This window comes from Pedococcus ginsenosidimutans (assembly GCF_039544395.1).
GTDB lineage: Bacteria > Actinomycetota > Actinomycetes > Actinomycetales > Dermatophilaceae > Pedococcus > Pedococcus ginsenosidimutans.
In genome coordinates, this window is record NZ_BAABLO010000012.1 from 204772 (window position 1) to 217480 (window position 12709).

At 73.1% G+C, this 12709-nt stretch carries 14 protein-coding genes; 8 read left to right on the top strand and 6 right to left on the bottom strand.

The window, feature by feature from the left end; genetic code table 11:
* Positions 1 to 47: 47 nt before the first annotated feature.
* Positions 48 to 1154 carry a DUF3866 family protein gene (locus tag ABEA42_RS15600; RefSeq protein ID WP_345504762.1) on the top strand — a complete coding sequence of 369 codons (1107 nt, stop codon included), beginning with the start codon at positions 48 to 50 and terminating at the stop codon, positions 1152 to 1154.
* A gap of 23 nt (positions 1155 to 1177) precedes the next feature.
* Entirely contained in the window at positions 1178 to 1435 is a 258-nt protein-coding gene (locus ABEA42_RS15605; RefSeq protein WP_345504763.1) for a hypothetical protein, read from the top strand.
* Between the two features lie 93 nt (positions 1436 to 1528).
* Here ABEA42_RS15605 and ABEA42_RS15610 read toward each other — a convergent pair whose 3' ends face one another.
* The 3 genes from ABEA42_RS15610 to pafA all read right to left on the bottom strand — a co-directional run bounded on the left by ABEA42_RS15610 (position 1529) and on the right by pafA (position 4379).
* The gene (locus tag ABEA42_RS15610) at positions 1529 to 1915 is read right to left on the bottom strand and encodes an FKBP-type peptidyl-prolyl cis-trans isomerase (RefSeq protein WP_345504764.1); all 387 of its coding nucleotides are present in this window, start codon (positions 1913 to 1915) and stop codon (positions 1529 to 1531) included.
* A 30-nt stretch (positions 1916 to 1945) separates the two neighbouring features.
* Positions 1946 to 2872 (bottom strand): FKBP-type peptidyl-prolyl cis-trans isomerase, encoded by a 927-nt coding sequence (locus tag ABEA42_RS15615; RefSeq protein ID WP_345504765.1) that lies wholly within the window; start codon positions 2870 to 2872, stop codon positions 1946 to 1948.
* Positions 2873 to 3011: 139 nt separating this feature from the next.
* A complete protein-coding gene (gene pafA, locus ABEA42_RS15620; protein ID WP_345504766.1) occupies positions 3012 to 4379 on the bottom strand; it encodes a Pup--protein ligase in 1368 nt (455 codons plus the stop codon).
* Positions 4380 to 4444: 65 nt separating this feature from the next.
* On the opposite strand from pafA, the gene ABEA42_RS15625 reads away from it, so the two are divergent.
* The 6 genes from ABEA42_RS15625 (at position 4445) to ABEA42_RS15650 (ending at position 10753) form a co-directional block, all read left to right on the top strand.
* On the top strand, positions 4445 to 5950 hold the full coding sequence (locus ABEA42_RS15625; protein WP_345504767.1) for a coiled-coil domain-containing protein: 1506 nt from the start codon (positions 4445 to 4447) through the stop codon (positions 5948 to 5950).
* Entirely contained in the window at positions 5943 to 7121 is a 1179-nt protein-coding gene (locus tag ABEA42_RS15630; protein ID WP_345504768.1) for a coiled-coil domain-containing protein, read from the top strand. The genes ABEA42_RS15625 and ABEA42_RS15630 overlap by 8 nt, the downstream gene beginning before the upstream one ends.
* 25 nt (positions 7122 to 7146) lie before the next feature.
* Positions 7147 to 8148: an NAD-dependent epimerase/dehydratase family protein gene (locus ABEA42_RS15635; RefSeq protein ID WP_345504769.1), complete on the top strand. Its 1002-nt coding sequence runs from the start codon at positions 7147 to 7149 to the stop codon at positions 8146 to 8148.
* A 189-nt stretch (positions 8149 to 8337) separates the two neighbouring features.
* The gene (locus ABEA42_RS15640) at positions 8338 to 9318 is read left to right on the top strand and encodes an alpha/beta fold hydrolase (protein ID WP_345504770.1); all 981 of its coding nucleotides are present in this window, start codon (positions 8338 to 8340) and stop codon (positions 9316 to 9318) included.
* Positions 9319 to 9354: 36 nt separating this feature from the next.
* Positions 9355 to 9990 carry a peroxiredoxin gene (locus tag ABEA42_RS15645; protein ID WP_345504772.1) on the top strand — a complete coding sequence of 212 codons (636 nt, stop codon included), beginning with the start codon at positions 9355 to 9357 and terminating at the stop codon, positions 9988 to 9990.
* Between the two features lie 37 nt (positions 9991 to 10027).
* The gene (locus tag ABEA42_RS15650; protein ID WP_345504774.1) at positions 10028 to 10753 is read left to right on the top strand and encodes a dienelactone hydrolase family protein; all 726 of its coding nucleotides are present in this window, start codon (positions 10028 to 10030) and stop codon (positions 10751 to 10753) included.
* Between the two features lie 69 nt (positions 10754 to 10822).
* Here the strand turns inward: ABEA42_RS15650 and prcA are convergent, their stop codons facing one another.
* From prcA to ABEA42_RS15665, 3 genes are read right to left on the bottom strand one after another with little or no spacing between them, the layout of a single operon-like run.
* Positions 10823 to 11641, bottom strand: coding sequence for a proteasome subunit alpha (prcA, locus tag ABEA42_RS15655; protein WP_345504776.1), 819 nt, complete (start codon positions 11639 to 11641; stop codon positions 10823 to 10825).
* Positions 11638 to 12465, bottom strand: a complete 828-nt coding sequence (prcB, locus tag ABEA42_RS15660; protein ID WP_345504778.1) for a proteasome subunit beta — start codon at positions 12463 to 12465, stop codon at positions 11638 to 11640. The genes prcA and prcB overlap by 4 nt, the downstream gene beginning before the upstream one ends.
* Positions 12462 to 12668, bottom strand: coding sequence for a ubiquitin-like protein Pup (locus ABEA42_RS15665; RefSeq protein ID WP_056885146.1), 207 nt, complete (start codon positions 12666 to 12668; stop codon positions 12462 to 12464). Before ABEA42_RS15665 ends, prcB begins: the two co-directional genes overlap by 4 nt.
* Positions 12669 to 12709: the final 41 nt, after the last annotated feature.

A 12709-nucleotide genomic window follows, 5' to 3' on the forward strand; every position in this document is an offset into this window, starting at 1 on the left:
CGACGCTACCGGAGTGGTGCAGGCGCCCCGTGGCTAGTCTGCGTGTCGTGATGCAGTGGCGTGAGGGCACGGTGCAGGAGGTGCGTGGCCGGTGGCCGGGCGCCGTGGAGTACGCCGTGCGCCTCGCCGGCGACGACGGCGAGGTCGTGCGGGCGCTGGCCTACACCGCCCTCGCCGGCGAGCCGCAGGTCGGTGACCGCGTCCTGCTCAACGCCTCGGCGCTCCTGCGCGGGCTCGGCACCGGTGGGCTGGCCTTCGTCGTCGTGGCGCCCGACCGGCTGCCGGCCGACCCGCCGTCGGGCACGGGGCACATCGTCAAGGCTCGCTACACCCCGCAGCAGCAGATGTTCATGGCGGTCGACGAGCAGGACAGCCCGCACCACGCGGCGCTGACCTCCGGGGCCGCCGACGCCGGTGACCTGCTCGGCATGCCGGTCGTCGTGGCGGACCTGCACTCCGCCCTGCCCGCCGTCGTCGCGGGACTGCGGTCGGAGCGGCCGGACGCCCGGGTCGTCTACCTCATGACCGACGGCGGCGCCCTGCCGCTCGCCTTCTCCCGGAGCGTTGCTCGGCTCCGGGACGCGGGTTGGCTGCACGGCACCGTGACCGTCGGCCAGGCCTACGGCGGCGAGCACGAGGCCGTCACCCTGCACTCCGGCCTGCTCGCCGCCCGCCACGTCCTCGGCGCCGACGTCGCGGTCGTGGTCCAGGGCCCCGGCAACGTCGGCACCGGCACCACGTGGGGCTACACGGGGGTGGCCGCCGGCGAGGCGCTCAACGCCACCGGCGTCCTGCGTGGGCGCGGGGTCGCGGCCCTGCGCGTCTCCGACGCCGACCCCCGCGGTCGCCACCGCGGCATCAGCCACCACAGCCGCACGGCGTACGGGCGGATCTGCCTCGCGGTCGCCGACGTCGTGCTGGGGCGGACCGACGACCAGCTCGGACGCCTCCTCGCCGACCAGGCGCGCACCCTCGTCGAGGGGGCCAACGGCGACCTGACCCTCCGCGAGGTCGACGTCGACGGCCTCGACCAGGCCCTGAGGGCCACCCCGGTCAGGCTGTCCACGATGGGGCGCGGGCTCGACGAGGACCACGCGGCCTTCCTCCAGAGCGCGGCAGCCGGGCGGTGGGCGGGCCGCCTGCTCGCGGGCTGACGCGCACCCGGGCCCTCACCCCTTTGGGGGTCGTCCCCTGGCACCGCGGGCGCGAGACCTTCAGCGGGTTCCTCACGCAGAGCTGTGGGTTCACCGTCACGGTCACCGACACCGAGCGCGACACCGTGGTCGACAACGGCACGGTCTTCGTCCTCTCGATCCACATCACCGCCGACGTCGTCGGCAACGGGCACCGCATCATGCTGCGCACCCTGGACGACGGGACGACGGTGTTCCACCCGGCGTTCCCCGTGTTCGACCTGTGCGACTACCTCCGGTGAGCGGCTGACCGACCGGGTACGCGACGAGGGACGCCCACCGGGGTGGGCGCCCCTCGTCGCGCCGGTCCGGGTGCCCGGAGCGGCGTCAGGTCCTCAGCGGACGTCGACCAGGTCGACGACGAAGATCAGGGTCTCCCCCGGCTTGATCGCGCCGCCTGCGCCGCGGTCGCCGTAGGCGAGGTGCGCGGGGATGACGAGCTTGCGGCGGCCGCCGACCTTCATGCCGACGATGCCCTCGTCCCAGCCGCGGATGACCTGGCCGACACCGAGGCGGAAGTCCAGCGGGCCGCCACGGTTCCAGGAGGCGTCGAACTCCTCGCCGGTCGAGTGCGCGACGCCGACGTAGTGGGCGAAGACGGTGTCGCCGGCGCCGGCCTCGCGCCCGTCGCCCTCCTTGATGTCCTCGATGACGAGCTCGGTGGGGGCTGCGTCACCGGGGAAGTCGATCTCCGGCTTGGTGGTGTTGGGGTCGAAGCCCATGGGGATGCTCCTGTCGTGGGGTGGGGGTGGTCAGTACGCCGCGAGGATGTCGACGACGAAGACGAGGGTGTCGGTGCCGCTGATCTTGGGCGGGCTGCCGGCCGCACCGTAGCCGTCGGCCGGCGGGACGACCATGAGGACCCGGCTGCCGACGGTCTTGCCGACGAGCTGGTTGTCCCAGGCCTTGATGACCTGCTGCTTGCCGATGACGGTCTCGAAGTAGCCCTGCGGCGAGCTGGCCGAGGAGTCGAAGACCTTGCCGTCCTTGTAGAGCGCGCCGGTGTAGCTGACGCGGATGGTCTGGCCGGCCTGGACCTTGGCGCCGCTGCCCTCGATGAGGTTCTGGCCCACCGTCTTGGTCGGCGGCTTGGTGCCCTTGGGGATAGTGATCGCCGCGGGCTTGCCCGGGGTGACCTTGACGGTCGGGAGGCCCTTGGCCGGAGCCACGGCCTTGCCCTGCGCGCTCGGCAGCGGCTTGGTCACCGACAGGACGTCCATGAGGAACAGGACGGTGTCGGTGGCGCCGACCTTGATGTCGGTGTTCCCCTGGGCGCCGAAGGCGTCCTTCGGGGGGACGGCGACCAGGACGCGGGAGCCGACCTTCTGGTTGGCCAGGCCCTTCTTGAGCCCGGGGAGCAGGTCGGCGGTGCCCAGGCTGAGGCCGAGGTTCTGCTTGCCGAAGTTGGTGTCGAGCACCGAGGCGTCCTTGCCGTTGAGCAGGACGTACTTGACGCTGACGATCTCGTCGTTCTGGACGACCGGGCCGTTGCCCTGCTTCAGGACGCGGGTCGTGGTCTCCTTGACGCTCAGCGGCTTGGGCTTGACGGTGACGGTCGGTGCCGTGGTCGCGCTGCCTCCCGTGACGCTCACGTCGTCGAGGACCGACTTCTTGGTGTCGGAGGAGCCGCCGCCGCAGGCGGACAGGGCCAGGACGGCGGTCAGTGCCGCAGCGGCCACGGAGAGTGGACGGCTGGGCCGGGCATGGGTACGGAGCAAGGACACGGTGGGGACTTTCGCTGGGGGCGGTGGACCAGCAGCCACCATAACCGTGGACTCTGGCAATGCCCGAAACGTCCGGTGCGCGACCGCGCCCGGCTCAGCCGCGCATACCCTCGATGAGGCGCTCCACCCGCGCGTCCACGGCGGCGAACGGGTCCTTGCACAGGACGGTGCGCTGCGCCTGGTCGTTGAGCTTCAGGTGCACCCAGTCGACGGTGAAGTCGCGACGGTGCTCCTGCGCGGCCTTGATGAAGTCGCCGCGCAGCTTGGCCCGCGTCGTCTGGGGCGGCACGGTCTTGGCCTCGAACACCTCCGGGTCGGTGCAGACCCGAGCAGCCCGCCCGTGCTTCTGCAGCAGGTAGAAGAGCCCGCGGCGCCGGTTCACGTCGTGGTAGGCGAGGTCGAGCTGGGCGATGCGCGGGCTGTCCATCGGCAGGTCGTGCTTGGCCATGTAGCCGGTGATGAGCTTGTGCTTGATGACCCAGTCGATCTCGGTGTCGACCAGCGACAGGTTGCCGGTGTCGATCGCGGTGAGGGTGCGCTCCCACAGGTCGAGGACCTGCTTGTGGATCGGGTCCTCGAGGCCCTCGCGGTCGGCGTACGCCTGGGCCCGCTCGAGGTACTCCGACTGGATCTGCAGGGCCGACAGCTCACGGCCGTTGGAGAGCCGGACGGTCTTGCGTCCGGTCATGTCGTGGCTCATCTCGCGGATGGCGCGGATGGGGTTCTCCAGGGTCAGGTCGCGCACGACCATGCCCGACTCGATCATCCTCAGGACGAGGTCGGCCGAGCCCACCTTGAGCATCGTGGTGGTCTCGCTCATGTTGGAGTCGCCGACGATGACGTGCAGGCGCCGGTACTTCTCGGCGTCGGCGTGCGGCTCGTCGCGCGTGTTGATGATGGGGCGCGACCGGGTGGTCGCCGAGGAGACACCCTCCCAGATGTGGTCGGCGCGCTGGCTCACGCAGAAGGTCGCGCCCTTGGAGGTCGTGACCACCTTGCCCGCGCCGCACGTGATCTGGCGGCTCACGAGGAACGGGATGAGCACGTCGGACAGCTGCTGGAACTCCCCCGCCCGCCCTACGAGGAAGTTCTCGTGGCAGCCGTAGGAGTTGCCCGCGGAGTCGGTGTTGTTCTTGAAGACGTAGATCTCGCCCTCGATGCCCTCCTCCGTGAGGCGCTCCTGCGCGTCCGCCACGAGGCCCTCGATGATGCGCTCGCCGGCCTTGTCGTGGATGACGAGCTGCCGGACGTGGTCGCACTCGGGGGTGGCGTACTCCGGGTGCGAGCCGACGTCGAGGTAGAGCCGCGAGCCGTTGGACAGGAACACGTTGGACGAGCGGCCCCACGAGACGACCTTGCGGAACAGGTAGCGCGCGACCTCGTCGGGGGTCAGCCGCCGCTGTCCCTCGAACGTGCACGTGATGCCGTACTCGTTCTCGATCCCGAAGATTCGGCGCTCCATGAACCCACTCTAGGCTTGAACTGCTCTTGGGCCGATGGAAACTCGCGCCGTGGAAGGATGCCGCCATGCCCGACGCCCCTCCCGCCGACACCGGGACACGTGCTGCGGGTCCGGCGACCACCCAGGTCGGGGACCTGACGCGGCACACCCAGTCGATCCTCGAGCGCGCGCAGGCGTACGCCGACGCCGTACGAGCCGAGTCCGACCAGGCCCTGGCCGCGGCCAGGGCCGAGGCCCAGCAGCTGGAGGCGAGGGCACGTGCCCTGCTCGAGGACGCCCAGCGCCAGCACGCCGACGCCGTCGACGACCGCGAGCAGGTGGGCAGGACGCTCAAGGAGGCGCGGCGCGAGGCGGAGTCCCTCGTCGCCGACGCCGCCGACCAGGCCTCGATGCTCACCCAGTCGGCGACACGGACGAGCGAGGAGGCGGTCGCCTCCGCCCGCGCCGAGGCGCAGGCGCTGACCGAGGACGCCCGCGCCCGGGCCCGGGAGCTCGAGGCAGCGGCCCAGCACGACTACGACGCCGCCATGGCCGGGTACGCGGAGCACGAGCAGGAGCGGGACGCCGCCTTCCGCGAGGGCGTGGCCACGACGGAGGCCCACTTCGCCGAGCGGGAGGCGCAGCAGCAGGCCGCCCACGCCGCGCTGCTGGCGACTGCCCGCGACGAGGCGGCTGCCCTGCGGGCCGAGGCGCAGGAGGAGGCGTCGCGCACCATCGCAGCAGCCGCGCTGGCCGAGCAGGAGGCCGCCGGGCGCGCCGCGGCCGTGCTCGACGAGGCGCGGGCCGAGGCCCGGGGACGGTTGGACCTGGCGCACGCGGAGGCCGCGGCGCTCATGCGCCAGGCAGAGGACCACCTGCGCTGGGGACAGGACACCGTGCGCCGGATCCTCGACGAGACCGAGGCCGAGGTGTCCCGCCAGCGCCGCGACACGCACCGGGCGCTCTCGGAGCGGGTCCGGTCCCGCCGCCAGCTGATCCAGACCGCCCTGGCGCAGGCTGCCCACCGCGCCCGCTCCGAGCGCGAGACGGCGCGGGCCGAGTCCGAGCGCCTGCGGGCGCAGGCGGAGGCCGTCATGACCGCGGCGCAGGCTCAGGCGGAGCGCACGACGACCCTGGCGCGCGAGGAGACCGACCGTGCGCGACGCGGTGCCGAGGAGGCCGAGAAGGCTGCGGCGGAGCGCGCCGGGCGGCGCCTGGAGGAGGCGGAGCGTGCCGCGAGGCTGGTGCGCGAGCGCACCGCCCAGGAGATCGAGCGGCTCCAGCGCGAGACCCACGAGTCGCACCGCGCGGCGCGCGAGGAGCTCATCACCACGACCGCCCAGGCGCGGGCCGACGCCGACCGCGTCCGCGACGAGGCCCGGGCCATGCTCGACCGGGCGCGCGCCGAGGTGGCCGCGCTGGCCTCCCGGCGTGAGGACATCACCAAGCAGCTCGGCCACCTCTCCGGGGTCATCGACGCCCTGGCGGTCCCCGAGCAGCGGACCACCGACGACCACTCCGACATCCATGGCACGCACGAGACCCACGACATCGACCCCCGCCCCGAACACGAACGGAACGACCATGAGTGACACGACCTCCTTCCGCAGCGTCCTGCGCGGCTACGACCCGGCCCAGGTGGACCAGTGGCGGGCCGACAACGCCGGCGCCCTCGAGCAGGCCCGTCAGGAGGCTGCCGAGCGCACCGTGGAGGTGAGCCAGCTCAAGGCGGCGATGGCCCGCCTGCAGGAGGAGGGCAGCCAGACAGCCCAGGAGCTGCAGGCGCTCAAGGACGAGCAGCGCAAGGCTGCCGCACCGACCTTCGCCGACCTCGGTGAGCGCATCGGGGCCATCCTGACGATGGCCGACGAGGAGGCCACGGAGATCCGCAACGCGGCGCAGGTGGAGGCCCAGACCCTCGCCGGCACCTCTCGCCTGGCGGCGGACCAGGCCCGGGCCGACGCCGACCGCTACGCCGAGGACGTCCGGACCGGCGCCGACGCCCAGGCGGCGCAGGTCGTCGAGAAGGCCAGGCAGCAGGCCGACGCGATCCTCGACGACGCGGACCGCGAGGCCTCCGCCCGCCGTGAGGAGGCCGAGGCGTTCTACGAGCACCAGCGCGCCCGCGCGGCAGCCTCCGCGGCGGACTTCGAGGCCACCCTCGGCCAGCGCCGCGACAAGGCGGCTGCCGAGTTCTCGGCGCAGATGGCGGCCCACGAGAAGGCCCTCGCCGAGGCCCAGGACCGCGCGGCCTCCCTGGCCGCCGACAGCGAGCGCGCGCACGCCGACGCGGCGGCGGAGTCCCGGCGCACGCTGGAGTCGGCCAGGGCGGAGGCCGAGGCGCTCGTCACCTCGGCCCGCGAGCAGGCCGAGCGGATCCGTCGCGACTCCGAGCGCGAGCTCGCGGCCGCGACGGCACGCCGCGACAGCATCACGGCGCAGCTGAGCAACGTGCGGCAGATGCTGGCGACGCTGGGCGGCGGCGCCATGGTCGGGATGGACGACCACACCGATGAGGCGCAGGTCGGCCCGGCCGTCGATCAGGCCTCACCCGCCGCGTCCGGAGGATCCGAGGCCGGCGACGCGGCGGCCGTCGACGCCACCGTGGTGCAGGCCGAGGACGCCGCTGAGGACGCCCCTGAGCACGGGTCCGAGACCGCCGAGCAGACCGACGAGCAGACCGACGAGACGGACGCCGACACCGCCTCGGTGGACCAGGAGGCTCCGCGCAAGGGGTCGGCGAAGCAGCCGACCCGGGCCTGACGGCCGGCACCGGCAGCTGCCGCGCATGAACGTCCTCGTCCTGGGTGGCACGGCGTGGCTGGGCCGGGAGGTGGCCCTGGCCGCCCTGGCGGAGGGCCACGAGGTGGTCGCACTGGCTCGTGGCGAGTCGGGCTCCGTACCCGACCCGGTCGAGCTCGTCCGCGCCGACCGCGGTGAGGCGGACGCCTACGACGCCGTCGCCCGCCGCGACTGGGACGTGGTGGTCGACGTCGCCCGGCAGCCCAGCCACGTGCGCGGGGCGGTGGCCGCGCTGGGTGGCCGCACGGGCTCGTGGGTGTTCGTTTCGTCGTGCTCGGTCTACGCCCGGGACGACTCCCCCGGTGACGACGAGTCCGCGGCCCTCCACCCAGCCCACGCCGAGGACGACGACGGCGGTGAGACGTACGGCGCGCGCAAGGTCGCGTGCGAGTCCGCGGTCCTCGACGCGGTGGGTGACCGCGCCCTCGTCGCCCGGTCGGGGCTCGTCGCCGGTCCCGGCGACCACACCGACCGCACCGGCTACTGGCCGCTGCGGTTCGCCCTGCCCGCGACCTCCGACGGTGCCGTGCTCGTGCCCGGCGCCGACCTCGCCACCCAGGTCGTCGACGTGCGCGACCTGGCGTCCTTCCTCGTCCGCGCCGGCACGGGCGCCGCGACCGGCGTGGTCAACGTCAGCGGCCCCGTGGTGCCGCTGGCCACCCACCTGGACACCGCCCGCGAGGTCGCGGGACACACCGGTCCGGTCGTCGAGGTCACCCAGGAGTGGCTGGTCGAGCACGAGGTCCAGCCGTGGTCCGGCCCACGCTCCCTGCCCCTGTGGCTCCCACTGCCCGACTACGCCGGCTTCATGGCCCGCGACACGACGGCGGCCCGGGCACTCGGCCTGCGCACCCGGCCTCTGGCCGAGACGCTGGCCGACACCCTGGCGTGGGAGCTGCGCCAGGGGCCGGGACGCCTGCGCAGGGCCGGCCTCTCGCCGGCCGAGGAGGCCGAGCTCCTCGACGCCACGGGCCGCCACCGCACGTGACCGCACCTTCTCGCTGCCGTCGGGCGGTGCTCACCACACATCCCTGCCCGCGGGAAGTGGGAGCCCACGCCATAGGGCTCGCACCACCGGCTGCGTAGCGTCGATGTCCCCGGGGACCGCGGGTCCCCGGGGCACCGGTGCCGCGCGCGGTGGCGCCGCGGGCCGGGTACGGCAACGAGAGGGGTACGGGTGCGACCGCTGACCGAGCGGGTGGCCGTGGAGGGCGGCGAGCTGACCGTGCACCACCTGTCCCGCGCGCCCGAGGACGCCCCGACGGTCGTGGCCCTGCACAGCATCTCCTCCAACGCACTGGCGTGGGTGCCGGTCGCCGAGGCGCTGGCGGGCCGGGCGACGGTGCTCGCGCCGGACATGCGGGGCCGGGCCGAGAGTGCGGGGCTTCGCTCGACGGGGCTGGCCGACCACGTCGCCGACGTCCACGGGGTGGTGGCCCACTTCGGGCTCGACCGGCCGGTCCTGGCCGGGCACGACATGGGCGCGTTCGTCGCCGCCCTGGCCGCGGCCACGCACCCGCAGGAGGTCGGTGGGGTCGTCCTCGTGGACGGCGGGCTGGCGTTCCCCTCGCCCGGGTCGTTCGACGTCGACGAGGTCCTGCACAGCATCATCGGGCCGGCCATGGACCGCCTCTCCATGACCTTCGAGGACGAGGACGCCTACCTCGACCACTGGCGCGCCCACCCGGCGCTCGGCCCGCACCTGTCCGGTCCCCAGGGCGCCGCCCTCGCGGCATACCTGCTGCACGACCTGGCCGGCCCGCGAGGGGCCATGCAGTCGACGTCGTCGCTGGAGTGCGTGCGGGCGGACTGGGCCGACCTCATGAGCGACCCCGCCACGCTCAGCGCGGTCCACACGCTGCAGTGCCCGGCCCGGCTGCTCCACGCCGCCCGTGGACCGCTCGGCCAGCCCGAGGGCCTGTACACGCGAGGACGCGTCGACGCGGCGCACCTGCACGCGGACGTCGTCGCCACCGAGCTCGCGTCCGACCACTACGGGCTGCTCCTCGACGACGCCAGTGTCGCGGCGGTGGCCACTGCGGTGCTGGACGTGTCGCTCCCGCCCGGGACCCGCACCCCGGTCGACGCGCCGGTGGAGACGGTTCCACGATCCGGACGGGCTATCCACACTCCGGTCAAGTCACGGCATGTTATGTGAGACCAAACACCGCGTTACTCCACCCGAGGAGCCTCCATGGCCACGCTGCGACTGGGCGACGACGCCCCTGACTTCACCGCCGAGACCACGGAGGGCCGTCTCTCCTTCCACGAGTGGAAGGGCGACGGCTGGGCCGTGCTGTTCAGCCACCCGGCCGACTTCACCCCCGTCTGCACCACCGAGCTCGGCCGCGTCGCCCAGCTCAAGGACGAGTGGGCCCGGCGCGACACCAAGGTGTTGGCCGTCTCGGTCGACGGCCTCGACGACCACCAGGCCTGGAAGTCCGACATCGAGGAGGTCGCGGGCACCCCGGTGACCTACCCGATCGTCGCGGACGAGGACCGCCAGGTCGCCGAGCTCTACGACATGATCCACCCCGGCGCCGGGGACACCTCGCCGGTGCGCTCGGTGTTCCTCATCGACCCGGCCGGCAAGGTCCGCCTCTCGCTGACCTACCCCAAGAGCGCGGGCCGCAACTTCGACGAGATCCTGCGGGCCCTGGATGCGTTGCAGGTCAACGATGCCGGCCCGTTCTCCACGCCGGTCGACTGGAAGGTCGGTGAGCGCGTCATCGTCGCACCCACCGTCTCCACCGAGGACGCCCGGGCGCGGTTCGAGGGTGTCGAGGTCGTCAAGCCCTACCTGCGCTACGCGGACGCGCCCTCCGCCTGAGGGGCACGGGCAGGCCGCGCGCCCTACGTTGGGGGACATGGCACACACCAGCTCCCCCGAGGTCTTGTCCATCGAGGTCGACGGCGGCTCCATGCCCGCCGACCTGCACCTGCCCGGGTCCGGTGACGGCCCGGGCATCGTGCTGTACCAGGAGATCTTCGGCGTCACCGACTACATCTCCTCACGCGCCCGCGACCTGGCGGCGCTGGGCTACGTCGTCCTCGTCCCGCACCTCTACTGGCGCCTCGGCGATCCCGTGGTCGAGGAGGGTGGCGACGGCCTGCCGCAGGCCATGGAGCTGATGAGCCGGTTCGACTGGGAGCAGGGCGTCAAGGACGGCGTGGCAGCCCTCGAGGCCCTGCGCGCCCGCCCGGAGGTCCGCGGACCCGTGGGGGTGCTCGGCTTCTGCTTCGGCGGTGGCATGGCCTTCAACGTCGCCGCCGCGGCCGGTGCCGACGGGGCCGTCCCCGACGCCCTCGTGAGCTACTACGGCTCCGCACTGCCCACCCTGCTCGGTATGGCGCCCCGGGTGACCTCGCCGAGCCTGCACCACTTCGGGCTCGCGGACGACTACATCCCGGTCGAGACCATCCGTGAGATCGAGGCAGCGGTGACCGCTGGCAACGACGACGTCACCTTCCTGACCTACGAGGGGGCGGGCCACGCGTTCGACAACCCGTCGCCGCTGTTCCACCACGCCAAGGCGTCAGGCCAGGCCTGGGTGGCGACCGAGAGCTGGCTGCTCGAGAAGCTGCCCGTCTGACGCTGCGACCCGCCCAGCGCGAGCGGCCGCCGACCTCGGGGCGGCCGTTCGCGCGTGCTGGAGGCGTGGCTACTCGGTCGGCCGCTGCGTCTGCGGGTTGGTCGACTCGTCGCGCGGCGACTCGCCGGTGAGCGTGTCGTGGCGTCCCGGCGTGGGGTCGTCCTCGGCGGGGATGTCGTGGGTGGGGTCCTCGGTGCTGAGCAGCGCGTCCAGCAGTCCCCCACCGATCCGGCGGAAGGTGCGGCGCGGCCGCTCGCGGTCGAGCACCGCCACCTCGAGCTGGCCCGCACCCAGGCTGCGGGGCGTCCCGCCGGCCGGGTCCTTGGCCAGCAGGTCGACGGCCAGCCGCAGGGCGTCGCCGAGGGTCAGCCCCGGCTGCCAGCGCTCCTTGAGCCCCGTCTCGATCGGCTCGGCAGCACCGCCCATGGCCACGAACCCGCGCTCGTCGGCCACGGAGCCGTCGTAGGTGAGCCGGTAGATCTGGTCCTCCTCGGCCGACCCGCCGACCTCGGCGACCACGATCTCGACCTCGTAGGGCTTGGACTCCTGGGTGAAGACCGTCCCCAGCGTCTGCGCGTAGGCGTTGGCGAGTCCCCGGGCCGTCACGTCGGTGCGGTCGTAGGAGTAGCCGCGCAGGTCGGCGTAGCGGACGCCGGCGACCCGCAGGTTCTCGAACTCGTTGTACTTCCCGACGGCGGCGAAGGCGATGCGGTCGTAGATCTCGGAGACCTTGTGCAGGGCCCGGGACGGGTTCTCGGCGACGAAGGCGATGCCCTTGTCGTAGCCGAGGACGACCACGGACCGGCCGCGCGCGATTCCCTTGCGCGCGTAGTCGGCCCGGTCCTTCATCAGCTGCTCGGGCGAGACGTAGAACGGCATGCTGCTCATCGCGCACCTCCCGGGTTGCCCTGGCGTGCGGCGATGACGGCCTCGACCGCCCCGCGCAGCTCGTCGTCGGTGCGGAACGCGACGCCCTGGGCGCCGACCACGGCCACGGTGGGCCAGATGCGGCGACCGACGTCGGGGCCGCCGGTGGCGGAGTCGTCGTCGGCGGCGTCGTAGAGCGCCTCCACGGCGAGGCTCACCGCGTCGTCGGCGGACAGCTCCGGGCGCCAGAGCTTCTTCATGGCCCCGCGGGCGAACAGCGAGCCCGAGCCCACACTGTGGTGGTCGTGCTCCTCGTAGCAGCCGCCGGTGACGTCGTAGGAGAAGATGCGCCCGACCTGGCGGTCGAGGTCGTAGCCGGCGAAGAGGGGCACGACCGCGAGCCCCTGCATGGCCATGCCGAGGTTGGCCCGGATCATCGACGCGAGGCGGTTGGCCTTGCCCTCGAGGGACAGCAACGTGCCCTCGATCTTCTCGTAGTGCTCGAGCTCCACCTGGAAGAGCTTGACCAGCTCGATGGCGATGCCTGCCGTGCCGGCGATCCCCACGGCGGAGTACTCGTCGGCGGCGAAGACCTTCTCCATGTCGCGGTTGGCGATGATGTTGCCCATCGTGGCCCGGCGGTCGCCGGCCATGACGACGCCGCCGTCGTAGGTCACCGTGACGATGGTCGTGCCGTGCGGGGCCTCGAGCGTGCTGCCCGGAGGCAGGGCTCGGCGCGACGGCAGCAGGTGGGGGGCGTGCGCGCCCACGAAGTCGGTGAAGGAGGAGGAACCCGTGGCGAGGTATGCCGCGGAGAGCCTGCCTGCGTCGGCTCCGGTGGTCACTGGCCGCCCTTCTGGACGAAGCCGCGGACGAACTCCTCCGCGTTGGACTCGAGCACGCCGTCGATCTCGTCGAGCACGCTGTCGATGTCGGAGTCGAGGTTCTCCTTGCGGGCGCTGGCCTCGGGCGCGGCGGGGGTGGGCTCGGGTCCCTCGTCGGGGGCGTCGTCCCTGCGCTGGGGGCGGCTCTGCTCCTGGCTCGGCATGTCCGTGACCTCTCGCTCGATGCTGCTGAGATGCGTGGGCG

Bases quoted from the DNA above. Each gene is read 5' to 3' on its own strand.
- ABEA42_RS15645 (WP_345504772.1), top strand. From the start codon at position 9,355: ATGGCCACGCTGCGACTGGGCGACGACGCCCCTGACTTCACCGCCGAG.
- ABEA42_RS15650 (WP_345504774.1), top strand. From the start codon at position 10,028: ATGGCACACACCAGCTCCCCCGAGGTCTTGTCCATCGAGGTCGACGGC.
- ABEA42_RS15610 (WP_345504764.1), bottom strand. From the start codon at position 1,915: ATGGGCTTCGACCCCAACACCACCAAGCCGGAGATCGACTTCCCCGGT.
- pafA (WP_345504766.1), bottom strand. From the start codon at position 4,379: ATGGAGCGCCGAATCTTCGGGATCGAGAACGAGTACGGCATCACGTGC.
- ABEA42_RS15665 (WP_056885146.1), bottom strand. From the start codon at position 12,668: ATGCCGAGCCAGGAGCAGAGCCGCCCCCAGCGCAGGGACGACGCCCCC.
- ABEA42_RS15630 (WP_345504768.1), top strand. From the start codon at position 5,943: ATGAGTGACACGACCTCCTTCCGCAGCGTCCTGCGCGGCTACGACCCG.
- ABEA42_RS15625 (WP_345504767.1), top strand. From the start codon at position 4,445: ATGCCCGACGCCCCTCCCGCCGACACCGGGACACGTGCTGCGGGTCCG.
- ABEA42_RS15635 (WP_345504769.1), top strand. From the start codon at position 7,147: ATGAACGTCCTCGTCCTGGGTGGCACGGCGTGGCTGGGCCGGGAGGTG.
- prcA (WP_345504776.1), bottom strand. From the start codon at position 11,641: ATGAGCAGCATGCCGTTCTACGTCTCGCCCGAGCAGCTGATGAAGGAC.